The sequence below is a fragment of the Actinoplanes sp. CA-142083 genome, from assembly GCF_050942195.1.
Classification (GTDB): domain Bacteria; phylum Actinomycetota; class Actinomycetes; order Mycobacteriales; family Micromonosporaceae; genus Actinoplanes.
Genome location: NZ_CP192076.1, coordinates 6939340 through 6963960, shown reverse-complemented (window position 1 = coordinate 6963960; position 24621 = coordinate 6939340). Strand labels below are relative to the sequence as shown.

22 protein-coding genes and 2 pseudogenes are annotated in these 24621 nt (G+C 70.3%); 14 read left to right on the top strand and 10 right to left on the bottom strand.

What is annotated here, in order from left to right:
- Nucleotides 1–55: 55 nt before the first annotated feature.
- Both ACQPZX_RS32090 and ACQPZX_RS32085 read right to left on the bottom strand, forming a co-directional pair.
- Nucleotides 56–1360 carry an MFS transporter gene (locus tag ACQPZX_RS32090; protein WP_433363410.1) on the bottom strand — a complete coding sequence of 435 codons (1305 nt, stop codon included), beginning with the start codon at nt 1358–1360 and terminating at the stop codon, nt 56–58.
- An 11-nt stretch (nt 1361–1371) separates the two neighbouring features.
- The gene (locus ACQPZX_RS32085; protein ID WP_433363407.1) at nt 1372–2547 is read right to left on the bottom strand and encodes an extracellular catalytic domain type 1 short-chain-length polyhydroxyalkanoate depolymerase; all 1176 of its coding nucleotides are present in this window, start codon (nt 2545–2547) and stop codon (nt 1372–1374) included.
- A gap of 204 nt (nt 2548–2751) precedes the next feature.
- On the opposite strand from ACQPZX_RS32085, the gene ACQPZX_RS32080 reads away from it, so the two are divergent.
- The 5 genes from ACQPZX_RS32080 (at nt 2752) to ACQPZX_RS32060 (ending at nt 7459) form a co-directional block, all read left to right on the top strand.
- On the top strand, nt 2752–3921 hold the full coding sequence (locus ACQPZX_RS32080; protein ID WP_433363405.1) for a substrate-binding domain-containing protein: 1170 nt from the start codon (nt 2752–2754) through the stop codon (nt 3919–3921).
- A gap of 202 nt (nt 3922–4123) precedes the next feature.
- A complete protein-coding gene (locus tag ACQPZX_RS32075; protein ID WP_433363402.1) occupies nt 4124–4861 on the top strand; it encodes an ABC transporter ATP-binding protein in 738 nt (245 codons plus the stop codon).
- Nucleotides 4861–5616 (top strand): ABC transporter ATP-binding protein, encoded by a 756-nt coding sequence (locus ACQPZX_RS32070; RefSeq protein ID WP_433385518.1) that lies wholly within the window; start codon nt 4861–4863, stop codon nt 5614–5616. Before ACQPZX_RS32075 ends, ACQPZX_RS32070 begins: the two co-directional genes overlap by 1 nt.
- The gene (locus ACQPZX_RS32065) at nt 5616–6482 is read left to right on the top strand and encodes a branched-chain amino acid ABC transporter permease (protein WP_433363399.1); all 867 of its coding nucleotides are present in this window, start codon (nt 5616–5618) and stop codon (nt 6480–6482) included. The genes ACQPZX_RS32070 and ACQPZX_RS32065 overlap by 1 nt, the downstream gene beginning before the upstream one ends.
- Complete coding sequence (locus ACQPZX_RS32060) at nt 6479–7459, top strand: branched-chain amino acid ABC transporter permease (RefSeq protein WP_433363396.1); 981 nt, start codon at nt 6479–6481, stop codon at nt 7457–7459. The genes ACQPZX_RS32065 and ACQPZX_RS32060 overlap by 4 nt, the downstream gene beginning before the upstream one ends.
- Nucleotides 7460–7630: 171 nt before the next feature.
- Here ACQPZX_RS32060 and ACQPZX_RS32055 read toward each other — a convergent pair whose 3' ends face one another.
- Together ACQPZX_RS32055 and ACQPZX_RS32050 are read right to left on the bottom strand one after the other, a co-directional pair.
- Complete coding sequence (locus ACQPZX_RS32055; RefSeq protein WP_433363393.1) at nt 7631–8377, bottom strand: hypothetical protein; 747 nt, start codon at nt 8375–8377, stop codon at nt 7631–7633.
- Nucleotides 8378–8445: 68 nt separating this feature from the next.
- Complete coding sequence (locus ACQPZX_RS32050; RefSeq protein ID WP_433363391.1) at nt 8446–9792, bottom strand: APC family permease; 1347 nt, start codon at nt 9790–9792, stop codon at nt 8446–8448.
- 49 nt (nt 9793–9841) lie between these two features.
- Here ACQPZX_RS32050 and ACQPZX_RS32045 point away from each other — a divergent pair, with 49 nt between their 5' ends.
- On the top strand, nt 9842–10264 hold the full coding sequence (locus ACQPZX_RS32045) for a universal stress protein (RefSeq protein WP_433363388.1): 423 nt from the start codon (nt 9842–9844) through the stop codon (nt 10262–10264).
- On the opposite strand, the gene ACQPZX_RS32040 is transcribed toward ACQPZX_RS32045, so the two are convergent.
- Nucleotides 10261–10941 (bottom strand): response regulator transcription factor, encoded by a 681-nt coding sequence (locus tag ACQPZX_RS32040; protein ID WP_433363385.1) that lies wholly within the window; start codon nt 10939–10941, stop codon nt 10261–10263. The genes ACQPZX_RS32045 and ACQPZX_RS32040 overlap by 4 nt on opposite strands.
- Nucleotides 10942–11023: 82 nt before the next feature.
- Between ACQPZX_RS32040 and ACQPZX_RS32035 the strand changes: the two genes are divergently transcribed.
- Together ACQPZX_RS32035 and ACQPZX_RS32030 are read left to right on the top strand one after the other, a co-directional pair.
- A complete protein-coding gene (locus tag ACQPZX_RS32035; protein ID WP_433363382.1) occupies nt 11024–12394 on the top strand; it encodes an ATP-binding protein in 1371 nt (456 codons plus the stop codon).
- Between the two features lie 11 nt (nt 12395–12405).
- Nucleotides 12406–12987 carry a DedA family protein gene (locus ACQPZX_RS32030; protein WP_433363379.1) on the top strand — a complete coding sequence of 194 codons (582 nt, stop codon included), beginning with the start codon at nt 12406–12408 and terminating at the stop codon, nt 12985–12987.
- A 407-nt stretch (nt 12988–13394) separates the two neighbouring features.
- On the opposite strand, the gene ACQPZX_RS32025 is transcribed toward ACQPZX_RS32030, so the two are convergent.
- On the bottom strand, nt 13395–14849 hold the full coding sequence (locus tag ACQPZX_RS32025) for a peptide MFS transporter (protein WP_433363376.1): 1455 nt from the start codon (nt 14847–14849) through the stop codon (nt 13395–13397).
- A gap of 482 nt (nt 14850–15331) precedes the next feature.
- Here ACQPZX_RS32025 and ACQPZX_RS32020 point away from each other — a divergent pair.
- Nucleotides 15332–15514 (top strand): annotated as a pseudogene (locus ACQPZX_RS32020) (methyl-accepting chemotaxis protein); the annotation flags it as partial.
- 50 nt (nt 15515–15564) lie between these two features.
- Here ACQPZX_RS32020 and ACQPZX_RS32015 read toward each other — a convergent pair.
- On the bottom strand, nt 15565–16512 hold the full coding sequence (locus ACQPZX_RS32015; RefSeq protein WP_433363373.1) for a GlxA family transcriptional regulator: 948 nt from the start codon (nt 16510–16512) through the stop codon (nt 15565–15567).
- 30 nt (nt 16513–16542) lie between these two features.
- Here ACQPZX_RS32015 and ACQPZX_RS32010 point away from each other — a divergent pair.
- Nucleotides 16543–17355 (top strand): annotated as a pseudogene (locus tag ACQPZX_RS32010) (EamA family transporter); the annotation flags it as partial.
- 70 nt (nt 17356–17425) lie between these two features.
- Here ACQPZX_RS32010 and ACQPZX_RS32005 read toward each other — a convergent pair.
- The 3 genes from ACQPZX_RS32005 to ACQPZX_RS31995 are packed head-to-tail and all read right to left on the bottom strand — an operon-like array spanning nt 17426 to nt 19994.
- Entirely contained in the window at nt 17426–18484 is a 1059-nt protein-coding gene (locus ACQPZX_RS32005; protein ID WP_433363370.1) for an NAD(P)-dependent alcohol dehydrogenase, read from the bottom strand.
- Complete coding sequence (locus tag ACQPZX_RS32000) at nt 18484–18954, bottom strand: DUF4334 domain-containing protein (RefSeq protein ID WP_433363367.1); 471 nt, start codon at nt 18952–18954, stop codon at nt 18484–18486. Before ACQPZX_RS32000 ends, ACQPZX_RS32005 begins: the two co-directional genes overlap by 1 nt.
- Before the next feature lie 32 nt (nt 18955–18986).
- On the bottom strand, nt 18987–19994 hold the full coding sequence (locus ACQPZX_RS31995) for a LacI family DNA-binding transcriptional regulator (RefSeq protein WP_433363365.1): 1008 nt from the start codon (nt 19992–19994) through the stop codon (nt 18987–18989).
- A gap of 80 nt (nt 19995–20074) precedes the next feature.
- Between ACQPZX_RS31995 and ACQPZX_RS31990 the strand changes: the two genes are divergently transcribed.
- The 4 genes from ACQPZX_RS31990 to ACQPZX_RS31975 are packed head-to-tail and all read left to right on the top strand — an operon-like array spanning nt 20075 to nt 24620.
- Nucleotides 20075–21529 carry an alpha-N-arabinofuranosidase gene (locus ACQPZX_RS31990; RefSeq protein ID WP_433363362.1) on the top strand — a complete coding sequence of 485 codons (1455 nt, stop codon included), beginning with the start codon at nt 20075–20077 and terminating at the stop codon, nt 21527–21529.
- Nucleotides 21530–21538: 9 nt separating this feature from the next.
- Nucleotides 21539–22861 carry an ABC transporter substrate-binding protein gene (locus ACQPZX_RS31985; RefSeq protein WP_433363359.1) on the top strand — a complete coding sequence of 441 codons (1323 nt, stop codon included), beginning with the start codon at nt 21539–21541 and terminating at the stop codon, nt 22859–22861.
- 2 nt (nt 22862–22863) lie between these two features.
- Nucleotides 22864–23799, top strand: a complete 936-nt coding sequence (locus tag ACQPZX_RS31980) for a carbohydrate ABC transporter permease (protein ID WP_433363356.1) — start codon at nt 22864–22866, stop codon at nt 23797–23799.
- On the top strand, nt 23796–24620 hold the full coding sequence (locus ACQPZX_RS31975; protein ID WP_433363354.1) for a carbohydrate ABC transporter permease: 825 nt from the start codon (nt 23796–23798) through the stop codon (nt 24618–24620). The genes ACQPZX_RS31980 and ACQPZX_RS31975 overlap by 4 nt, the downstream gene beginning before the upstream one ends.
- Nucleotide 24621 lies beyond the last annotated feature (1 nt).

The window sequence follows — 24621 nt, the reverse complement described above, 5'->3', positions numbered from 1 at the left end:
ACGGCCGATCTTGACGGGGGAGTCTGCACAAGATTTGTTTCCAGCGCTATAGGCCCTACGTACGGTCGTGATCAAGCGAGCTGCGGGCGGTTTCCCGCGCCACCAGCACGGCGATCACGCTGAGTGCCGAAGCAATGGCCATGTATATGGCGACCGCCCCCAGATTGGGGTCGTCGGTGTCGCCGAGCAGGGCGAGCGCGATCAGCGGGGCGGGCGCTCCGGCCACGATCGACGCCAGCTGGTAGCCGACCGAGGCGCCCGTGTAGCGGACCGAAGTGCCGAAGAGCTCGGCGAAGAAGGCCGCCTGCGGCGCGTACATCAGGGCGTGCAGGAGGAGGCCGACGACCACGGCGAGGGTGATCGGGCCGGCGTCACGGGTGCCGACCAGCCGCAGGAACGGGTAGATCCAGACGGCCACGCCGATCGCGCCGGCCAGGTACAGCGGGCGGCGGCCGACGCGGTCGGAGACAGCGCCGATCGCGGGAATGACGAAGAACTGCACGGCCGAGCCGACCACCAGCGCGGTGAGGATCGTGCTCTTGTCGGCGGACGTTCCCGCGTACGTCGTCAGGAAAGTTATCGAGATGACCGTGAACAGGTAATAGGAAATGTTCTCCGCCATTCGCATGCCCATGGCGAGCACCACCTCGCGCGGATAGCGGCGAATCACCTCCAGCAGCGGGCTCTTCTGCACCGGCGCCCGCTCGAACAGCGGCGACTCCTCGATCTGCAGACGCACCCACAGGCCGGTCACCACGAGCACCGCGCTGAGCAGGAACGGGATCCGCCAGCCCCAGGAGTTGAAGGCCTCGTCGGGCTGCACGAGCGCGAGCACCCACAGCACGCCGGTCGCGAGCAGGTTGCCGAGGGCCACGCCGGCCTGCGGCCAGGACGACCAGAAGCCGCGGCGTGCGTCGTCACCGTGCTCGGCCGCCATCAGCACGGCGCCGCCCCACTCGCCGCCCACGGCGAAGCCCTGGACCAGCCGGCAGGCAAGCAAGAGCAAAGGAGCAGCAAGACCGATTGACGCGTACGTCGGGAGCAGTCCGATGGCAATCGTGGCCAGCCCCATCGTCAGGAGCGAGACGACCAGCATCTTCTTGCGTCCGACGCGATCGCCGAAGTGGCCGAAGACGATCCCGCCGAGCGGACGGGCGACGAAGCCGAGGGCGTAGGTGCCGAAGGCGAGCAGCGTGCCGGTGACCGGATCGGACTTCGGGAAGAACAGCGAGCCGAAGACGAGCGCGGCGGCCGAGCCGTAGAGGAAGAAGTCGTACCATTCGATGGCCGTGCCGACGAGCGAGGCGGCGACGACCTTGACGATGTTCGTCGTCTTGCGCGTCTCGGTAATTGCGGACATATCGCTCCTTATCAGCACTGGCCGTCGGCGAGCACGTAGTAGTTGTCGGCGGTGCGGCGCAGGGTGTGGGTGATCAGGACGTTCCACAGGCCCATGGCTTGGTTCGAGCCGTTCGCGTACGTGTAGCCGCCGGACTGATGGGCGCGGCCCGCGACGGTGTGGGCGTAGTTGCTGGCGGTGAAGCACGAGCCTCCGCTTGTCGGCGGGGTCGTTGGCGGTGTCGTGGCCGGTGGCGTCGTGGTTGGCGGCGTCGTGGTTCCGGTGAGCCCCCAGAACTGGGCGAGGTAGTAGGACGAGCAGATCGACGCCAGGTAGTACGTGCCCGTCGTGCCGCACTGGCTCTCGGCGCTGCCCGGGGCGACCGGCGTGCCGTGCGCGATCCCTTGCACCCGGTTGAGCTGCACCACGCCGCCGTAGGTCTCCCGTGTCGTGCTGCCGGGAAGTGAATCGGTGTTCGTGGGCGTCTGCGAGACTCCGAGCACGTTCGTCCACTGGTCACGCAGCTCGGTCGCGTTGGCCGGCACGACCGTGGTGTCCGACGTGCCGTACCAGATGGCGACCCGCGGCCAGGGCCCGGCGTAACCGGGATTCGCGGCCCGCACGAGGTTTCCCCACTGTGCCGGCGTCTTGCTCTGCGCCTGGTACTGGCAGACCGTTCCGCAGTTGTAGGGCAGCCCGGCCACCACGCCGCCGCCCGCGAAGACGTCCGGATAGGCGGCGAGCATGACCGCCGTCATCGCGCCGCCCGCGGACAACCCGGTCACGAAGACCTTCGACGGATTCGAGCCGTAGTGCGCGACCGCGTAGTCGACCATCTGCTTGATCGAGAGCGCCTCGCCGCCGCCGCGCGCGATGTCCCCGGCCGTGAACCAGTTGAAGCAGCTCAATGCGTTGTTAGCGGAGGTTTGCTCGGGGAAGACCAGCGCCGCCTGGTAGAGGTCGGCGTACTTGGGCCAGCCCGCATGCCCGTAGTAGTCGGAGGCGCTCTGCGTGCAGCCGTGCAGCGCCACGACGAGCGGCCGGTTGTTCGCCAGGCCGGTGGGGAGATAGCTGTACATGCGCAGGGCGCCGGGGTTGCTGCCGAAGCCGGTCACTTCGGTGAGCGTGGCCGCGGCGCGGGCCGGCGCCACGACGGCGGCGGTCAGGAGCACCGCCGCGACCAGGGACCACCACATCCGTCGATACATGAGCCGAACGTATGACCAGGGTCACATCAAGGCCCATGGATTCGCGGGCCACATTGCGTGCCGCCGCTGTGTAGGAGACCGCCTTCTATGTGTCCCGCGGCCATGCGAACGGGCCGTCCCGTGGCGGCGGCGCACGTAGTTCCCCCTGTCGATGCCGACCTAGCGTGAGCGAACGCGAAACGTCGATGTAACGAAAGGCGTCCGATGAGTGGATCGGCGACATCCCGGCGAGCGGTCGCACTGGCGGCCATCCTCGTCGTCGCGGGCTGTGGCAGCCCGCAACAGGCGGCCGGCGGCGACGGTGACGGCCCGCTGCGGGTGGGCATCGTCTACTCCCAGACGGGACCGCTCGCCAGCTACGGCCAGCAGTACGCGGACGGGTTCAAGGCCGGACTCGCGTACGCCACCCACGACACCGGCAAGATCGGTGACCGTACGGTGGAGGTGACCTACGCCGACGACGCCGGTGACCCGGCCAAGGCGGTAGCGGCCGCGAAGGACCTGATCGGCAAGGGTTACAAGGTGCTCGGCGGCTCGACCGCCTCCGGCGTGGCGACCCAGGTGGCGCCGCTGGCCGCGACCAACAAGGTGCTCTTCATTTCCGGTCCCGCCGCCACTGACGCGCTGACCGGGCTCAACAAATACACGTTCCGCTCCGGGCGGCAGTCCTATCAGGATGTGCAGACCGCCAAGGCGTACCTCGGCGACGGCAAGAAGGTGCTGGTCTTCGCGCCCGACTCGGCCTTCGGCAAGTCCAACGTGGAGGCGGTGAAGGCCGTCATCGGCACGGCCGCCACGGTCGACAGCATCGCGGTGCCGGCCACCGCCACCGACTTCACGCCGTTCGCCAGCCAGGCCAAGGCGGCCGCGGCCGATCTGCTCTTCGTGGCGTGGGCGGGCACGACCGCCAGCGCGATGTGGCAGGCCCTCGACCAGCAGGGCGTGCTCGCCTCGACCACGGTCGTCACCGGCCTGGACATCCGCGCGACGTGGCCCGCTTTCGGCGCCGGCGCTACCCGGCTGCACCTGCTGGCCCACTATTTCGACGGCGCCACCGACAACCCGGCCGAGCAGGCGCTCGCGAAGGCCGTGCCCGGCGGCAAGACCGATCTGTTCCATCCGGATGGCTTCGCGGCGGCCCAGATGATGGTGCACGCCCTGGAGGCGAGCGGCGACGACGTGGACAAGATGGTCGGCGCGCTCGAGGGCTACAGCTTCGACTCGGTGAAGGGCAAGCTGACCGTCCGCAAGGAGGACCACGCCCTGCTCCAGCCGATGTTCCAGGCCAAGCTCACCGGCGCCGACACCGCCGGCCTCACCAACACGATCAGCGCCGACGACACCGCGCCGCCCGCGGCCGTCATGAAGGGCTGACACCCGTATGCCCCGCACCGAGCCTCCGGCGCCGGCCCCCGCCGGCGCCGGACCCGAGCCGCAGTCGCCCCCCACGCAGCATGGTGCCGGACCCGAGTCGCAGTCGGCCTCCACGCAGCGCGGCGCCGGATCTGAGCCGCAGTCGGCCTCCACGGAGCGCGGCGCCGGACCCGGACGGCAGCCGGTCCCCGGGCCTGGCAGCGTGGATGCGCTTGGCGTCGACCACGTTTCCTGGCACGCCGGCGCCATCCCGATCATCGAAGACGTGACGCTGAGTGTCGCGCCCGGCGAGCTCGTCGCCCTGATCGGCCCCAACGGCGCCGGCAAGACCTCCCTGTTCAACGTGATCAGCGGCCTGTACCGGCCGAGCGGAGGCCGGGTGTTGCTAGGCGGCGCCGACGTGACCCGGCTCGCGCCGTACCGCCGGGCGCGGCGCGGCCTCGGCCGCACGTTCCAGACCTCGGCCGTCTTCGCCTCGCTCAGCGTGACCGAGAACGTCGCGCTCGCCGTCCAGGCCGCGCGCGGCGGCAGCATGCGCCCGTGGCGGCGTCGCTCCGACCGCGACATCACCGCCGCTGCCGGCGAGGTGCTGGAGCAGGTTTCGCTGGCGCCCGCGAAAAAGGCCGGGGAACTTTCGCACGGCGAGAAACGGAAACTCGAAATCGCGCTCCTGCTCGCCTCCGCGCCGAAGATGCTGCTGCTCGACGAGCCGATGGCCGGGGTCAGCGCCGAGGACGTGCCCGCCCTCGCCGAGGTGATCCGCGGCCTGACGGCCGACAACCGCGGCGTGCTGATGGTCGAGCACCACATGGACGTCGTGCTCGACCTGGCCGACCGGGTCGCCGTCATGCACCACGGCACCCTGTTGGCATGCGACTCGCCCGCCGCGGTGATGGCCGACGCGACGGTGCAAGAGGCCTACGTCGGGGAGGCCCTGTGATGCTGCAAGTCAACGAGCTTTCGGTGCGCCTCGGCGGTTCACACATCCTGCAGGGCGTCAGCTTCGACGTGCCGCCCACCGGGGTGACCGCCCTGCTCGGCCGCAACGGCGTCGGCAAGACCACGACGTTACGCGCGATTCTCGGCGAGATGCCGGCCACGGGATCGGTCGACTTCGATGGTTCCCCCGCTCTGGGCCGGCCGACCCATCGCCTCGTCCGTGCCGGACTCGGCTACGTGCCCGAGGACCGCTGCGTCTTCGCCGGACTCACGGTCGCGGAAAACTTGCGCCTGGCGGTCCGCGACAAAAACCCCGATTTCCGTACGGTTCATGAGCTGTTCCCCGAGCTCCGGCAACGAGCAGCGCAACGCGCCGGCACGCTTTCCGGCGGTCAGCAGCAGATGCTCGCCCTGGCCCGCGTGCTGCTCAACCCGCAGCGCTTGCTGCTCATCGACGAGCCCACCAAGGGCTTGGCGCCGGCCGTAGTCACCTCGGTGACGCAGGCCCTGGCCCGCATGGCCGATCGGGTGCCGATGCTGCTGGTCGAACAGAACCTCGCCGTAGTCCGCCGCCTGGCCCAGGACGCGGTAGTGCTGGCCGCCGGCCGAGTCGCCTGGCACGGCCCGGCAGCGGAGCTGCTAGGCGATCCCGCCCTGACCCGCGACCTGCTAGGCGTCGGCTCAACCAGCGCACATCACTCACCCCGCTCGACCGATGCTGCTTCCCCTAGCGACGCAGCCGGGAGGCGAGCCTGATGTCGACCGTTGTTCTGTTGACGCTCACCGGGCTTGGGCTGGCCGCGCTCTACTTCCTCATCGCTTCCGGGTTGTCGCTAGTCTTCGGGCTGGCTGGGGTGCTCAATTTCGCGCACGGCCTGTTTCTCTCGGTCGGTGCCTATGCCGCCTGGCAGGCCGCCCAGCACTGGGGGCTCGCCGTTGCCGTACCCGTCGGGATCGGCGCCGGCGCCGCCACTGGCGCCCTCGTCGAGTTAATCGTGATTCGCCCCCTCTATCGCCGGCCCACCGAGCAGGTGCTGGCCACCGTCGGGCTCTCGCTCGCCGGGGTCGCGCTGCTGCAATCGGTCTGGGGCGCCGACCCACGCACCTACCCGCGTCCGGCCTGGACCGCCGACACCACCTCGCTGCTCGGCGCCGAGGTGCCCAACGACCGCTTCCTGCTGATCGCCGCCGCCGTCCTCGTCCTCGGCGCGCTGCTCGCCTTCCTGCGCTGGACCCGGTACGGGCTGATCATCCGGGCCGGCGTGGAGAACCGGGCCATGGTCAGCGCGCTCGGCATCGACGTGCGCACCGCGTTCACGTTGGTCTTCACCCTCGGCGGCGCGCTCGCCGGCACGGCCGGGGTGCTGGGCGGCATGTACTTCGGCTCGGTCTCCCCGTCCCAGGGCGCCGGCTTGCTGATCTTCGCCTTCATCGTGGTGGTCATCGGGGGCCTCGGCTCCATCACCGGCTCGGCGATCGCCGCCGTCGTGGTCGGGGTCCTCCAGCAGTTCGTCAACTACTACGGCACCTCCGGCGCCGGCGACGTGAGCGTGGTGGCGCTGCTCGCCATCGTTCTGCTGCTCCGCCCGGGCGGCCTGGCCGGAAAGGTCACGACCGCATGAGAATCGCGCGTTTTCTGCCGCTGGTGGCGCTGTTGGTGGCGATCGCCGTGCCGTGGTCCACGTTGAGCGTTCCGATGCTGTTCGACGGGCCGCTCAACTCGCCCGGCACCCTGCAACTGCTCGGCGTCTGCCTGGTCTTCGGCGGGCTTGCGCTCGGCTACGACCTGCTGTTCGGCCATGCCGGGCTGCTCTCCTTCGGGCATGCCTTGTTCATCGCGCTCGGCGCCTACGGCACCGGCATCCTTCTCGAGCATCTGCCCCTGTGGACCGCGATGTTAACCGCGGTTCTCCTCGCCGCTGTGGCCGCCGCTCTTCTCGGCGCGGTGGCGCTGCGGGTCGGCGGGATCGCGCTGGCGATGGTGACGCTGGCCTTCGCTCAGGTGGGCTGGATCGTCGTGAACCGTGACCCCGGCGGACTGACCGGCGGCGAAGAAGGTCTGCCGCTCGACGCCGGCGCGCTGCCCTCCGGGCTGGTCGGCGTGGTCAATACGGTGAACCTCTATTGGCTGGCGCTGGCGTTCCTCGTCCTGGTCGTCCTGGTGGTGCACGGCATCCGGCGGGCTCCGCTCGGCCGGGTGCTGACCGGCCTGCGCGACGACGAGCGCCGGATCGCCGTGCTGGGCCTCTCGCCCTACCGGATCAAGTTGGCGACGTTTGTCCTGGCCGCGGCCCTGGCGGCGCTCGGGGGCGCCGTTTACGTGCTGGTGGTCGGCGGCGCGACTCCACATCTCGCGTCCACCGATCTGACCTTGTCCCTGATCGTGATGGCCGTCCTCGGCGGCGCCGGAACCCGGTGGGGCGCGGTGCTGGGCGGCATTCTCTACGCCTACCTGGACCAGCGGCTGACCCACGTGGGCGGGTCGTTGCCCGGCCCACTGAGTCAGCCGCTGTTCGTCCTCGGCGCGCTGTTCGTGCTCGCGGTCGCTTTCCTGCCTGGCGGCCTGACCGGCTCGCTCCGACCGTCCAAGCCCGCCTGACCGGACGGTCGACCGGACGCCCGCCGCCGGCCTGACGTCTTGCTCGGCCTGGCGACCGGGCGGCCCTGCGGCCGGGTGGCCGGGTGGCCCTGTGGCCGGGTGGCCGGGCGGTCCTGTGGCCGGGTGGCCGGGCGTCCGGGCGGTCGCGGGGCCGCAGGGCGGCCCCGGTGGTCACTCGATCTGGCCGTCCAAGGCGGCGACGTTGAGGTAGGCGTCGGCGTCCTTCACGGCCGGCTGGACCTCGACCTTGATGGTGATGCGGAGTGAGTGGACGTTGCGTAGCGGGATGTCGAGGCTCCGCATGAGCTCGGTGTCGTGGCCCGGCTGGTAGGCGATGGTCGTGGTGCTGCCGTTGATGGTCACCGTCAACTTGGCGGTGGCGTTGCGCTCGGTGAAGACGTAGCCGGACAAGGTGAGCAGCAGGTTCTTGCCTTTGCCGTCGCCAGTCACCGGGATTGTCATCTTCTGGGTTCGGCTCGGGCGGCCGATGTCGGTGCCGGACTCCAGCGAGCTGAAGCGGGCGGTGAACGCCTGGCCGTCGCCGGAGACGGCGCAGTCGGCGTCCGACGGCATGGTGGCCGTGCCCAGCCGCGGGGGAGTGGCGGCGGGCGGGTCCACCGGCGGGCGGAAGGGAGGTCGTGCAGGCGGCTTCGACGGCTGCTTCGAGGGCGGATTTGTCCCGGGTTTCGTGGAAGGTTTCGTCGGGCGGGAGCCGCCGTGGGACTGGTTCGATGGGTGCGATGCTTTGCCCGTACGCGTCGGGATTGGCGGCGGCGCGGGCTCGGCGACGCTGGGGGTGGTCGTGGGCTCCTCCGCGTTGGCGATGGGGCCGCGGCCGGCCAGCAGCGAGATGATGATGCCGATCAGGATGGCGATGAGCGCGATGATTGCGGCGGTCAGGGAATGACGAGTGCGCACGACTGCTCCTCGGACGAAGGAAACTTTTCGTAGAGACGTGGGTCCTTCGCCCGCGGGAAATACGTCGGCTAGCTGACTGTCGCGCGGCGGTGCAGGTAGGTGATCGCCCAGAGGACCACGCCGATCACCAGCAGGATGCCGCCCACGCGGTAGTCGTCAGTGGATCGGCCGGAAAGTGGGCTCGCCAGATAGGCGCAGACCAGCGCGCCCAGCACCGGGATCACCGTCGGCGCGTGGAAATGCTTGTGTTCTACCTGGTCACGCCGCAGGACCAGCACCGCGATGTTGACCACCGTGAAGACGCAGAGCAGCAGCAGCGACGTGGTGCCGCCCAGCGCGGTCAGGTCGGCGAACCAGATCAGACCGAAAGCGATCACCGTGGTGAAGACAATTCCCACCCATGGCGTACGGCGTGCGCGATGCACCCGGCCGAGGATCTTGGGCAGCACCCGCTCGTTCGCCATGCCGTAGAGCAGGCGGCTCGCCATCAGCATGTTGATCAGCGCGGAGTTGGCGACCGCGAACATCGTGATGAACGCGAAAATCCACAGCGGGAAACTTGCCGCGCCCGCCTGCACCACCTTGAGCAGCGGCGCGTCGCCCTCGCCGAGCTCCTCGGGCGCGACCAGGGCTACCGAGGAGATGGAGACGAGAACGTAGATCAACCCGGTGATGCACAGGCCCGTGAGCATCACCTTGGGGAAGACGCGCACCGGATCCTTCGTCTCCTCGGCCATGTTCACCGAGTCCTCGAAGCCCACCATCGCGAAGAACGCGAGCGCCGTCGCGGCGGTCACCGAGAAGAACGCGCTCTCGCCCTCGGCCGCGTTGAAGTCGCCGAGCCGGGACAGGTCGCCGTCGCCGCCGCCCAGCGCCCACGCCCCGATGCCGATCACGATGAGCAGGCCGGTCAGCTCGACCAGGGTGAGCACGACGTTGAGCTTCACGCTTTCGCCGACGCCGCGAAAGTTGATGAGCGCGATGAGCGTCATGAACCCGAGCGCGACCGCGGTCAGCCCGATGCCCTCGCTCAGCGAAAGGTCGAACGCCTCGGCGAAGTTCTGCGCGAAGGCCTTCGACGCGCTGGACGCGGAGGTGAGGCCCGAGCACATCACCGCGAAAGTCACCAGGAAAGTCAGGAAGTGCAGACCGAAGGCCTTGTGCGTGTACAGCGCCGCGCCCGCCGCTCGTGGATATTTCGTGACCAGCTCCAGATAGCTGCACGCGGTCAGGAGCGCGACCACGAACGCGATGAGGAACGGCAGCCAGACCGCGCCGCCCACCTCGTTTGCCACCCGGCCGGTCAGCGCGTAGACGCCGGTGCCGAGGATGTCGCCGACGACGAACAGGAGCAGCAGGCCCGGCCCCATGACCCGCTTGAGGGAGGGCTCGGCCTGGGTCACGGTGTCTGCCATGGTCGTGAGCCTATCGACGGAACGCAGTCAGGCGGTAATACTGCGTGACATGCTCATCGTCGTCGCCGCGAAACCCGATGCCGATCAGCCGTGGGTGGCGGCCGCCGTGACCAGCCTGGTCAGGCAGACCGGCGCCGCCGTCACGGTCGTCGCAGCCGACGGGGTCGAATTGGAGCGACTGGCCGCCGTCCCTCGTTCGGTGTTCGACGACAAGGCCCGCGGCGCGACCGAGCGCATGGCCCGCCACCTGCTGGAAGCCGGCGTCGAGGCGGGAACGGCAGTGGTGCCGGGCCGCCCGGTGCCGGCCATTCTGGAGTATGCCGAGCGTTTCCAGGTCGACCTCATCGTGGTCGGGTCGAGCAACCGGCCGGCGGTCGCGGCGCGGCTGCTCGGCAGCGTCCCCCTCGACCTGATCAAGCGCTCGTCCCGCCCGGTCCTGGTGATCACCCACCCGCAGCAGGAGGCACCCTAGACCTCGGTGTCGTGACCGGCGATGCGGTAACCGGAACCGCGGACGGTCTCGATCGACTCGCGGCCGATCTTCTTGCGCAGATAGCCGATGTAGACCTCGACGATGTTGGGGTCGCCGTTGAAATGCGCGTCCCAGACGTTCTCGAGGATAGCCCGCTTGGTGACCGCCTGGCCCGGGTGCCGCATCAGGAACTCCAGCATCGCGAACTCCCGCGGCGTCACCTCGATCGGCTCATCGCCGCGCCGCACCCGCCGCTCGCCCGGGCTGAGCGACAGGTCGCCGGCGGTGAGCACGACCGGGCGGGCCGGGGCGCCCCGCCGGACCAGGGCCCGCAGCCGGGCGATCAGCACGACGAACGAGAAAGGTTTCGTGAGGTAGTCGTCGGCGCCCAGGTCGAAGGCGTCGGCCTGGTCGTACTCGCCGTCCTTCGCGGTGAGCATGAGGATCGGCGTCCACACCTCGCGGGCCCGCAGCGTGCGGCAAACCTCGTAGCCGCTCAGGCCGGGCAGCATGATGTCGAGCACGATCACGTCGTACGCCCCGTGCGGCGCCTCGGTGGCCTGCCACAGCGCGTCGACCCCGTCGTGCACGACGTCGGCGACGAAGCCCGCGCCGGTCAGCCCGTCCCGGATCGTCTCGGCCAGAGCCGCCTCGTCCTCCACCACCAGCACTCGCATGCCTCCAGGGTGACGCCCGGACACCTGAAAATCCGCTGAAGACCACCACGACGCGTACGCCGGCGGGGCTACCGTGGCGGCCATGCTGGTCTCGCTGCGGCGCCGCTTGGGGGTACGGCTGCGGTCCGCCCTCGCCGCCGCCGTGGTGGTGGCGGTCGCGTCGCTGCTGGCCGGCGGAGTGCTGCTGGTCACGGCCCGGATCGCCCTGCTCGACAACGTCAGCTCGGCGGTGACCGACCGGGCCGCGCAGATCGCCGCCGCGCTGGCCGGCGGCCGTTCCGACCTGCCGACGCTGCTGCACCCCTCCGCGGGCGTCCAGGTGCTCGACCCGTCGGGCCGGGTCGTGGCCGCGTCACCCGCGTGGGGCGGGCTGGCGCCGGTCTCGGCGCTGCGCCCGCCGCCCGGCGCCCTGTCGCGGGAGCGCCGGCGCCTGCCGATCGACGTCGGCGACGACCAGTTCCAGATCGTGGCCGAGGGGGTGGCCACGCCGTCCGGCAACCGGATCGTGCTGGTGGCGCAGTCGCTGGACGCGGCCAACGACAGCACCGCGGCGATCCTGGCGGCGCTGCTGGTCGGCATGCCGCTGCTAGCACTGATCGTCGGCGGCGCCACGTTCCTGTTCGTCGGGCGCACGCTGCGGCCGGTCGAGGCGATGCGTCGGCGCGCGGACTCGATCACCGCGCGCAACCTGCACGAGCGGCTGCCGGTGCCGCCCGCCGACGACGAGATCGCCGCCCTGGCCGCGACGATGAACACGATGCTCGACCGGATCGAGGCCTCGTCGGCCGCGCAGCGCCGGTTCGTCTGCGACGCCAGCCATGAGCTGCGCAGCCCGCTCGCGACCGTGCAGGCCAACGCCGACCTGCTCGAGGGCGCCGGGTTGCCGGAGCCGGCCGCGAGGTCGGTGCGCCGGATCCGCGTGGAATCGGACCGGATGGCGCGCCTGGTCGACGATTTGCTGCTCTTGGCGCGGTTGGACAATCTTCCCGTACGGCGGCGCGACGTCGATCTGGATGATCTGGTCTACGAGGTCGTCTCCGCGACGCGGGAACGCAATCCGTCGCTGACGGTGCAAGCAAGATTCTCGCCGGTTCGGATGGGCGGCGACCCGGACGCGTTGCTGCGGGTGCTGCGCAATCTGGCCGACAACGCGGCGCGGCATGCGGCCGGCACGGTGACGATCGACTTACATGCGACCGACCGCGTCGCCGAGATCGTGGTGGGTAACGACGGGCCGCCGATCTCGCCGGACGATCGCGCGAGGGTTTTCGATCGATTCGTGCGGTTGGACGACAGCCGGTCCCGGGCGGACGGAGGTGCAGGGCTGGGGCTGTCCATCGCCCGCGACATCGTTATCGCGCACGGGGGGACGCTGACGGCGGACGCCTTGGACGAAGGGGCGGCGATGCGGATCCGGCTGCCGTTCAACGAATCTTCAGCTTCGGGGACCTAGCTTGTGCGGGCATGAGCCTGCTTGACCCGCAACATCTGATCTCGGCCTTCGGGCTGCTGGGCCTCATGGCGATCGTCTTCGCCGAGTCGGGGCTGCTGATCGGCTTCTTCCTGCCGGGGGACTCGCTGCTGTTCGCGGCGGGCCTGCTGGCGCCGGCGCCGTTGTGGGTGCTGTGCCTGGCGGCGGCGGTCGCGGCGGTGGCGGGGGACCAGGTGGGGTACGCCTTCGGGCGGCGGGTGGGGCCCGCGGCGCTGCGCCGGCGTGCCGGTCACTACGAGCGGGCGCGGCAGTTCTTCGATCGCTATGGCGCGAGCTCGATCGTGCTGGCGCGATTTGTGCCGGTGGTGCGGACGTTCACGCCGATCCTCGCGGGGGCGGTGCACATGCACTACCGCACGTTCCTGCGGAACAACGTGGTGGGTGCGGTGCTGTGGGCGGGCGGGGTTACGGCGTTGGGTCACTTTCTGGGGCGGGTGCCGTTTGTGCGGGGGCATATCGAGCTGATTCTGGTCGCCATCGTGGCGGTGTCGGTGGTGCCGGTGGGGGTGCGGCTGGTGCGCGGGCGGGCCGGGAGCGGCAAGAGCAGCCAGTGAGGGAGCGTCGGGCCGCCGGCAATATCGTGAAAAATCGGGCGGTGGGAGGGTGGACGCGGCCGGCCCGATGAATTGGTGTCCGCGTTGCGCTACGACTCATCAAGATCGACGCGGGTGGGAGGCGCGGGCAGTGGGGCGAGGGGTGGCGCGGCGGAAAGCGCGCGGCGTGGGCGCGGTGCACGGCGTGGGCGGGCGGCGGTGCGCGGTGCGGGCGGGCGGCGGTGCGCGGTGCGGGCGGGCGGCGGTGCGCGGTGCGGGCGGGCGGCGGTGCGCGGCGTGGGCGGGCGGCGGTGCGCGGCGCGGGGGGCGCAAGGGGCACGGCGTGGGCGGGCGGCGGTGCGCGGCGCGGGGGGCGCAAGGGGCACAGCAGGCCGAGCGGCTGGCCCAGGTGGATCCGGCGTGGTGGGTCAGCGGACGCCGCCCATCAGGCGCTCCAAGGGCTTGCGGATCAGCCACAGCAGGAAGCCGAGCACGATGGCGATCGCGCCGAGGATGCCGAAGTAGGCGACCTCGTGGTCCTCGCTGTAGTACGTGGCCAGCGTGCCGGAAAGGGCCGTGCCGAGGGCCACCGACAGGAAGAACAGGGCGACCATCTGGGTGCGGAACGCGTCGGGGGCGAGCTTTGTCGACAGGGAGAGGCCTACGGGGGAGAGCAGCAGCTCGGCGATGGTGAAGACCAGGATGATGCCGGCCAGGCCGAGCAGGGGAACGCCGTTCGGGCCGGTGCCGGCGAACGGCAGGAACAGCAGGAAAGCCACGCCCATGGTGGCCGTTCCGAGGGCGAACTTCACCGGGCTGGACGGCTGGCGGTCGCCCAGGCGCAGCCACAGCGCGGCGAAGACGCCGGAGAGGATAATGATCATGATGGGGTTGATGGACTGGACCCAGGAGACGGGCATGGTCCAGCCGAGGATGGTGCGGTCCAGGCGCTGGTCCGAATAGATCGTCACGACCGTGAACTGTTGCTGGTAGAGCGACCAGAAGGCGGCGCTGGCGATGAACATCGGGATGAAGGCGATCACCCGGCGGCGCTCGGTGGTGTCGATGCGGTGGCTGCTCAGGATCACGGCGAAGTAGGCGACGGCCACCAGGATGCTGAGGACGACCACGATGGTGGACAGGTGCTCGGCGGGGAGCAGGCCGGTGAGGGCCAGCACGGCGATCAGGACGATCGCGGCGGCGGCGATGACGGCCACCAACGGGCGCCGGCCGGCGGGCAGCGGGTTCGCGACCTCGCGGGCGCGTGCGGGCAGGGAACGCCTGCTCATGGCGTACTGGATAAGACCCACCGCCATGCCGGCGGCCGCCGCGCCGAAGCCGTAGTGAAATCCCAGATCCTTCTGCAACAGACCGGTGAGCAATGGTCCTAGGAAGGCGCCGACGTTGATGCCGAGGTAGAACAGCGAGAAGCCGGCGTCACGCCGCGGATCCCCCTCGGCGTAGAGCGTGCCGACGATGGCGGTCGCGGTCGCCTTGACGCCGCCGCTGCCGAGCGCGATGAAGATTAGTCCGATCGCGACGCCCGCCACCCCGGGGAGCAGGGCCAGGCCGAGGTGGCCGCACATGACCAGGATGGCGCTGTAGAACAGGACCTTCTCGGGGCCGAGGACGCGGTCGGCGAGCCAGGCGCCGATCACGGTGGCGAGATAGACCGAGCCGCCGTACGCGCCGACGATGCTGGTCGCGGTGTCCTGGTCGATGCCGAGACCGCCGCGCGAGGCCTCGTAGTACAGGTAGATCAGCAGGATGCCCTGCATACCGTAGAACGAGAACCGCTCCCACAGCTCGACCCCGAACAGGTTGGCGAGCGCCCGCGGCTGCCCGAAGAACGTCTTCTCCCGCGCTTTCTCCTCGACCGGCATGGATGTCGCATACCCCGATGGCCGGGATGGCGAACCGGTTTGCCGGCGGTGACGGCGCCGCCGACGTGGTGCGGTCGGCGAAATGGCGCTTGCCGAAATCGACAAGGTGCAGGCGCAGACCCTCCCGCTGATCGAGCAGGTGGTGAGCCTGCGGCGTGCGGGCAACGACGCCGAGGCCATCAAGGTGCTGACCGAGCAGGCCAAGCCGGCGTTCGTCGAGTGGCTGCGGGTGATCAATGTCTTTATCGACCTCGAGGAGTCGATGAGCCAGAAGGAGACCGCCGCGGCCCGGCAAACGGCGGGCAACTTCATCCTGCTCATGAGCGGCCTGCTGGCCGCGGCCATCGTCGTCGCCGTGCTGGTCGCCTGGCGCAGCACGCGCAGCATCACCCGGCCGCTCGCCGAGGCCGGCGAGGTCATGTCGGCGGTCGCGGCCGGCGATCTCACGCCGCGGCTGGACGTACGTCACGGTGACCGCCACGACCACCGAGACGGTCTCCCGGCTGGGCGCCTCCAGCCAGGAGATCGGCGACGTGGTCAAGGTGATCACCGCGATCGCCGAGCAGACCAACCTGCTCGCGCTCAACGCCACTATCGAGGCGGCCCGGGCGGGCGAGATGGGCAAGGGCTTCGCGGTGGTCGCCGGCGAGGTCAAGGACCTGGCCGCTCCGCGAGCTGGTCGGGACGTTCCGGCTACCGTAAGCGGCGGCGATGTTCAGTCCCGGAAAGCCGCCCGATAGGCCTCCGGGGTCACGCCGCGCACCCGGCGGAACTGGCGCCGCAACGTGTCGGGGCTGCCGAAACCGCAGTGGCGGGCGACCGCGGCGATGGTCGCGTTGTCCTTTTCGAGCAGTTGCTCGGCCTGCCGGACGCGCTGCTCGCGCACCCACGCTCCGGGGGTGGCGCCGGTCGCGGCGGTGAAGCGGCGGATGAACGTACGGGTGGACATGGCGGCCCGCTGGGCCAGGGCCTCGACCGTCAGGTCGTCGCCGAGGTGGTCGGCGGCCCAGTCGAGCAGGCCGGCCAGGTCGCCCGAGCCGGGCAGCGCGACCGGCGCCGCCGAGAACTGGGCCTGGCCGCCGCTGCGGTGGGCGGGCACGACCAGCTCGCGGGCGACGCGGGTGGCCACGTCGGCGCCGTGCTCGCGGCGGATCAGGTGCAGGCACAGGTCGATCGCGGCGGACGAGCCGGCGCTGGTGGCGATCGGGCCGTCGAGCACGTAGATGCGGTCGGGGTCGACCGTGGTGGCCGGATAGTGCCGGGCCAGCTCGGGGGCGTAGGCCCAGTGCGTGGTCGCGGTGCGGCCGTCCAGCAAACCGGTGGCGGCCAGCACGAAAGCGCCGGTGCAGACCGCGGCGACGGTCGCGCCCCGGTCGGCGGCCTGCCGCAGCGCGCCGGCCAGCGCCGGCGTCGGCGGGGGCACCGGTGGCGCCGCGCCGGTGACCACGATCAGGTCGGCGGTGGCCAGCCGGGACAGGTCGTGGGTGGATTGGACGGCGAAGCCGCTGGAGGTGCGCATCGGGGTGCGGCGCTCGGCGCAGACGGCATAGGAGTAGCGCGGCAGCGAGGGGTCGGCCCGGGGCAGCCCGAAGATCTCGCTGACGATGCCCAGCTCGAACGCCGGCACCGGCTCGGTCACGACGACGGCCACGTCGGTCAGCATCCCCCTAGTTTGGCACGAACTGCCGGATGCATGGCACAGCTGCCAACCGGGACGGGGAAGGAAACAGTCATGACCTTCGTCGGACCGCTGCTCATCGTGTACGTCGTCTGGGGCTCGACCTACCTGGCGCTCAAAGTGGGGCTCGAGGCGATGCCACCACTGACCCTCAACGCCGTCCGGTTCCTGATCGCGGGACTGCTGCTGTTCGCGTACTGCCGGTACAAGCGGTGGACAATGCCGGACCGTCGGCAGTGGCGGGCCGGCGCGATCCAGGGTCTGCTGCTGCCGGCGGCCGGGACCGGCGGCGCCACCTGGGCCGAGCAGACGCTGCCGTCCGGGACGACCGCGCTGTTCCTGGCCACGATTCCGCTGTGGATCGTGCTCGGGCGCCGGGTGGCAGACCGCGAGCGGATCACCGCCCCGGTGGCGATCGGCCTGGTGGCGGGTATCGCCGGGGTGGCGATCCTGGTCCGTCCCGGCGGCGGTGGCGACCTGCTGGCGGCCGCGGTCGCGCTGGGCGGGGCGGCGTGCTGGGGGCTCGGGTCGGTCTACGCCGTGCACGCGCCGCGACCGTCGCACGCGCTGATGACGAGTGCCGTGGAGATGGTCAGCGCCGGGGCGATCCTCGGGGTGCTGGCCGCCTTCGCCGGCGAGGTCCCGCGCGTCGAGGTGACCGGGCGGTCGCTGCTGGCGCTGGGCTACCTGATCGTTTTCGGAAGCTTGATCGCCTACACCGCGTACACCTGGCTGCTCGACCACGTCGCGCCGCGGATCGCCGGCACCTACGCCTTCGTCAACCCGGTCGTCGCCGTCTTCCTGGGATGGTGGCTGTTGAGCGAGCCCCTCGATGCCCGAGTGATCGCCGGCACCGCGGTGATCGCGCTGGCCGTGGCGCTCATCGTCCTGACGCCGACTAAAAGATCAAAACCGGTTTTATCGTACGACCGGAAGCGGCGTCCCGGGCAGCCGTCTCCACCTCTTCGAACGGATACTCCGCGACGATCTTCTCGAGCGGAAGCTTCCCCTGCCGATGCAGCTCGATCAGGCGCGGGATGAATGTGGCCGGGTCGGCGTCCCCCTCGATGACCCCGCGCACCGCGATGCCGTTGGCCATCACGGTCATGATGTCCAGCTCCGCCGTCCCACCCATGCCGACCAGCGCGAGCATGCCCCGCCGACGCAGCCCTCGCACGGCCTGGCCGATGACGCCGGCCCGCCCGGTCGTGTCGATGGCGTAGTGGGCCGGGCTCGTGGGCGGGGCGGCGGCGTCGCCGGGGTCGATCGCGGCCGCCGCTCCCAGCTCGCGGGCCAGGTCGCGCCGCGCGGCAACCGGCTCGACCACGATGACGTCGCAGCCGAGGGCTACCGCGGCCATGACGGCGCTGAGGCCGACCGCGCCGGCGCCGAACACGGCGATCGTCTCGCCGGGGGTGGGGCGCAGGACGTTGAGGACGGTTCCGGCGCCGGTCTGGACTCCGCATCCCAGCGGCGCGGTCAGGGCCGACGGGAAGTCGGCGGGGATCTTGACGGTGTTCGAGGCGTAGGCGAGGGCGTGGGTGGCGAGGCTCGACTGGCCGAAGAAGTTGCCGTAGACGGGGGCGCCGTCGAGCGAATGCGGGGTGCTTTCGTCGGCGCGGGTGCCGCGCATGTTGAGGTCGCTGCGCCGGCAGTAGGCGGGGCTGCCGGCCTTGCACTGCTCGCAGGCGCCGCAGCTGCGGTAGCTCAAGCAGACGGTGTCGCCGGGGGCGAAACCGGTCACCGACTCGCCGACGGCCTCGACGACGCCGGCGCCCTCGTGGCCGAAGACCATCGGGAACCGCCGCCAGCCGTGCCGCATCGTGAGGTCGGTGTGGCAGAGGCCGGCCGCGGTGAGCCGCACCAGGATCTCGTCGTCGCGCGGCGGCGCGAGGTCGACGTCGCGAACGGTGAAAGGGCCGCCAGGGCAGGAGACGAGCGCGGCGCGGATCCGCATCAAGAAGACCGCTCGAGCAGGAAGTAGTAATACCGGCCGTTGTCGCGGACGCCCTTGCCGTTCATCACGCCGAGCAGCGTGCGGTCGTCGATGCGCTTGAAGTGGTCGAGGACGGGCTGGCCGTCGTAGACCATCGTGGCAGTGGCCTCGCCTCGGAACTCGACCGTCCAGAGGCTCGCGCCGCCCTTGGCCAGCGAAGTGTTGGCGAAGAGGTTGCCGTCGTCGTCGCGGCACACGATGGGGGCCACGTCGGTCAGCGACGTGAATGACTTGCCGTGCCAGCGAGCCTTCGCCAGCTGGCCCTCGAAGCGGTGGCCGGTGACGAACTCGCTGCCGGCCCAGTCGCCGAGCATCTCCGAAGGGCGGACGGTGGCGAGCGCCGCCCAGATCTCGTCGAGCTCGTCGATTGTCGTCTTGCCGCCCGCGGCGCGGATCTCCGCGATGTGGGTCCGGGCCTCGTCGCGGTCCATGGGCGCTCCCTTGTTGGCAGAATGCCAACAACCTAGCAGGCCGAGCTTTCCCGCACGAGGAGCTCGAACCCGGCGTACGCCTCCTGGGCCGATGTCTCGGCGCCGCTGGTGATGCGCCGGTCGAGCAGGCCCAGCGCGAGCCGGGCGATCTCGCCCCGGTCCGGCCGGATCGTGCTCAGCGACGGGGTGTGGAAGTCGCCCTCCTCGATGCCGTCGAAGCCGATCACCGCGACGTCGGCGGGCACCGGGACCCCGCGCCCGTGCAGCGCCCGCAGCGCGCCGATCGCCATCAGGTCGTTGAAGCAGAAGACCGCGTCGGGCGGGGACGACAGGTCGAGCAGCGCGTTCATCGCCGCGTACCCGTCGGCGCGGTGGTAGCTCGGTGCGGGCATGACCAGCTTCCCGTCGAAAACAACGCCGGCCGAGCGCAGGGCGGCGCGGTAGCCCTTGAGCCGCAGCGCCGCGGTGCCGCCGGAGACGTGCGGCTGGCTGCCGATCGCGGCGATCCGGCGGCGGCCGAGCGAGAGCAGGTGGGCGGTCGCGGCCCGGGCGCCGTCGACGTTGTCGATGCTGACGTGGTCGACCGGCGCGTGCGCGAGCCGCTCGCCCAGCAGCACGAGCGGGGTGCTGTCGCGGCGCGCGTTGATGTCGCCGGCGGTGAGCGCCAGCGGGCTGACGATCAGGCCGTCGACCAGGTGCGACTTGATGCCGTCGAGGACGATCCGCTCGCTGTCGCGGGCGCCCTGGGTCTCGTCGATCAGCACGGTCCAGGCGTGGCTCTTGGCGTGCTGGACGAACTGGGCCGCGAGCTCGGCGAAGTACGGCGAGCTGATCTCGGGAACCGCCAGGGCCACCACGCCGGTGCGGCCGCCGCGCAGCAGGCGGGCCGACAGGTTGGGCCGGTAGTCCAGCTCCTGCAGGGACTGCTGCACCTTGGCCCGGGTCGCCGCCGAGACGAACGGGAAGTCGTTGATCACGTTGGAGACCGTTTTGACCGAGACACCGGCGTGCCGGGCGACGTCCTTGATGCTCGCGCCCACCGGCGGCCTCCTTCATCAGCGGGATCAGGATACTAGCCCGGCTCTTTACAACGATGTATACAACGTTGTAAAACACCAACGTGAATGTCGCGCAGCTCACCCTCGATCCCGCCTTCCGGATCGGCAGCATCGATCGCCGGCTCTTCGGCTCGCTCGTCGAGCACATGGGCCGGTGCGTCTACACCGGCGTCTTCGAGCCGGGCCACCCCGCCGCCGACGAGCTCGGCCTGCGCACGGACGTGCTCGACCTGGCCCGTGAGCTGGGCGTGACCGTCGTGCGCTACCCGGGCGGCAACTTCGTCTCCAACTACCGATGGGAGGACGGCGTCGGGCCGCGCGAGTCCCGGCCCACCCGGCTCGACCTGGCCTGGCGCTCGATCGAGACCAACCAGTTCGGCCTCGGCGAGTACATGGCCTGGGTCCGGCGGCTCGGGGCCGAGCCGATGATGGCGGTCAACCTCGGGACCCGCGGCCTGACCGAGGCGGTCGAGCTGCTCGAATACGCGAACTTCCCGGGCGGCACCCGCCTCTCCGACCAGCGGATCAAGAACGGCGACGCCGAGCCGTACGGGATCAAGCTCTGGTGTTTGGGCAACGAGGCCGACGGGCCCTGGCAGATGGGCCACAAGACCGCGTACGAGTACGGCCGGCTCGCCGCCGAGACCGGGCGGGCCATGCGCCGCCTCGACCCGGAGATCGAGCTGATCGCGTGCGGCAGCTCCGGCCGCCACATGCCGACGTTCGGCTCGTGGGAGGCGACCGTCCTCGAGCAGTGCTACGACCAGGTCGACTACATCTCGATGCACGCGTACTACGAGGAGCACCACGGCGACACCGACAGCTTCCTCGCGTCCGCCGTGGACATGGATGCCTTCATCGACGAGGTGGTCGCCACCGCCGACCACGTCAAGGCCAAGCTGCGCAGCCCCAAGCGCCTCAAGGTCTCGTTCGACGAGTGGAACGTCTGGTACCAGCGCGACTGGCACGGCGAGGCCGCCCTGGAGTGGCGGCAGGCGCCCCGGCTGATCGAGGACGACTACTCCGACATCGACGCGGTGGTCGTCGGCACGTACCTGATCTCGCTGCTCGGGCACGCCGACCGGGTCGGCATCGCCTGCCAGGCGCAGCTCGCCAACGTCATCGCCCCGATCCGCACGGAACCCGGCGGTCCGGCCCGCAAGCAGACCATCTTCCATCCGTTCGCGCACATGGCGGGCCTCGCGCGGGGCGACGCGCTCCGGGTGGAGCCGGTCACGCATCAGATCGACACCGACGCGTACGGGCCGGTGCCCGCTCTCACGGCGGCGGCGAGCCACGACCCCGTGACCGGCGCGGTCGTCGTGTTCGCCGTGAACCGCGACCGCACCGCGCCGATGACGCTCTCGGCCGACCTGCGCGCGTTCTCCGGCGCCGCCCTCAAGTCCCACCGGCTGCTGACGGGCGAGCGTCCCGTCCAGCCGGGTCAGCTCACCGTCGAGCTCCCACCCGCTTCCTGGAACGTCCTCGAGTTCTCCACCGACCACCACGACGCCTAGGAGATACCCATGTCCGATTTGACCCGTCGCCGCTTCCTCGCCCTCTCCGGCGGAGCCGGAACCGCGCTCGCCCTCGCCGCCTGCGGCGGCACCTCCAAGGCCCCGCAGGCCGCGCCGGCCGGCGGCAACGGCGGCGCCAGCTACAGCGGCCCCAGCGTGACGCTCGCCTTCTGGAACGGCTGGACCGGCAGTGACGGCGAGACCGCCCAGGCGATGGTCGACCAGTTCAACAAGGCCAACCCCAACGTCCAGGTGAAGATGAATGTCTTCCAGTGGGCGGACTTCTTCACCAAGCTGCCCGCGGCGGTGCAGAGCGGCAACGGCCCGGACGTGGCGGCGATGCACATCGACGACATCCCGACCCAGGCCGCCCAGCAGGTGATCGTCTCCATCGACGACGTCGCCAAGGCGCTCGGGCTCAAGGAGTCGGACTTCGCGCCGGCCGTCTGGAACGGGGGCGTGTACCAGAACACTCGGTTCGGCATTCCCATCGACGTACACAATCTGGGTCTTTATTACAACAAGACGGTCATGGAGAAGGCGGGCCTCGATCCCGAGAAGCCACCGACCTCCAAAGACGAGTACATGTCCCAGCTGGACGCCCTGAAGAGCAAGGGCATCCAGGGCTCGTGGGTGTCGCCGTTCCAGTTCACCGGCGGCTTCCAGTTCGAGTCGCTGCTCTGGCAGTTCGGCGGGGACGTCTTCAGCTCGGACAACGCGAGCGCCACCTGGAACTCCGACGCCGGCGTGCAGGCGCTGACCTGGATGGTCGACCTGGTCAAGAACGGGTACAGCCCGAAGAACGTGGGCCAGGACGCCGACTACATCGCGCTCAAGAACGGCAGGAACGTCTTCAATTGGCAGGGCATCTGGCAGGTCAACGACGTCACCGCGCTCAAGGCGTACGAGATCGGCACTGCGCCGTTGCCCAAGATCGGCTCGACCGGTGGCGTCTGGGGCAACAGCCACCAGTTCGTGTTGCCCCGCAAGAAGGACAACGACGCGAACAAGGCCAACGCCAGCCGGTTCTTCATCAACTGGTTCACCCAGCAGGCGGCGGCCTGGGCCAAGAGCGCCAAGGTGCCGGCCCGCAACGACCTCGCGCAGAGCGCCGACTTCAAGGCCCTGACCAACCTGCAGTCGTTCGCCGCGGACGTGCAGTACACGCACTTCCCGCCGTCGGTGGCCGGCATCGGGGACGCGCTCGCCCAGCTCTACACCGGCGTGCAGAGCGCGGTGCTGCTCAAGCAGTCGCCGGCGGACGCGCTGACCTCGGCGGCCGACAAGGCCAACAAGATCTTGGCCGACAACAAGAAGAAGTACGGGGCCTGATCATGGCCGTCGACACCGCGCCGGCCCGGCAGGAGAGCCGGGCCGGCCGGGCGAGCGGGAAGAACGGCGTACCGCGTAACGCGCCGCTGACGCCGTACCTCTTCCTGCTGCCTTTCCTGATCTTGTTCTTGGGGTTCGTGCTGATCCCGGCGATCTTCGGCCTCTGGGTCAGCCTCCACGACTACAACTACCTGTTGCCCGGCAAGCCGTGGGTGGGGCTGCGGAACTACATCGACCTGTTCACGCCGGGCAGCCGGGACAGCGGCGACTACTGGAAGAGCATGCTGGCCACCGGGATCTTCACGGTGTTCAGCGTGCCGTTCCTGATCGTCTGCCCGCTCGGGGTGGCGTTGCTGCTCAACCGCGCCTTCCCCGGCCGGTCGTTCTTCCGCGCGGTGTTCTTCGCGCCCTACGTGCTCGGCGTCGCGGTGGTCGGCATCCTCTTCCGCTTCGTGCTCGACCCCAACATCGGCCTGGTCAACTACTACCTCGGCCGCGCCATCCCGTGGACCACCGACCTGCCGTGGGCGTGGATCTCGCTGATCGGCATGACGGTCTGGTGGACGCTCGGCTTCAACGCCGTCATCTACCTGGCCGGCCTGCAGGACATCTCGCAGGAGCTGTACGAGGCGGCCCGCGTCGACGGCGCGTCCAAGTGGGACGAGTTCCGCAACGTGACGCTGCCCGGGCTGCGGCCGGTGATGGCGTTCGTGACGACCGTGACGATCCTGGCCTCGGCCAACATGTTCGGCCAGTCGTTCCTGCTCACCAAGGGCGCGCCCGCCAACGAGACCCGGACGGCGATCATGTACATCGCCGAGACCGGCCTGGCCAACAACCGCCAGGGCATGGCCGCCGCGATGAGCTACATCCTCGCGCTGATCCTGCTGGGGGTCAGCGTCCTCAACCTGCGCCTGACCCAACGGAGGTCGTTGTGAGGGCCGGCCGGTTCTTCTTCTGGCTCACGCTCGCGGTGCTCACGGTGATCTTCGTGGCGCCCCTGGTGTGGATGCTCACCACCTCCTTCAAGACCAACAACGACGCCACCGCGCTGCCGCTGTCCTGGCTGCCGCGCCCGGCCACCGGCGAGGCCTACTCGACGGTGCTGACCACCAACTCGGCCACGCCGGTGCTGCGCTGGTTCGTCAACAGCCTGATCGCGGCCACCGCCAACGCGGTGCTGATCGTGGCGGTCGACGCGATGGCCGCGTACGCCCTCGCCCGGCTGCGGTTCCGCGGCCGCAAGCTGATGTTCGCGACGGTCGTCGGCACGCTGTTCGTGCCGCCCTTCCTGTTCCTCGTGCCCAACTACCTGATCGTCAGCCAGCTCGGCTGGCTCGACTCGCTGTGGGCGCTGATCGTCCCGTCGGCCGGCGGCGCGTTCGGCGTCTTCTTCCTCCGCCAGTTCTTCTCGGCGCTGCCCGCCGACCTCGAGGAGGCCGCGCTGATCGAGGGCGCCAACCAGTGGCAGATCTTCACCCGGATCGTGCTGCCGCTGGCCCGGCCCGCCCTCGCCACGCTGACGGTGCTGTCGTTCCTGACCAACTGGAACGACTTCCTGTGGCCGCTCTACGTGCTGTTCAGCGCCGACCGGCTGACCCTGCCCGCCGGCCTGGGCAACCTGCAGAACGCCGCCACCACCAACTATCCGATCGCGATGGCCGGGGCGGTGGTGGCCAGCGTGCCCGTGCTCATCCTCTTCGTGGCCGCCCAGCGGCACGTCATCCAGAGCGTCACGCACACCGGAATCAAGGGGTGAT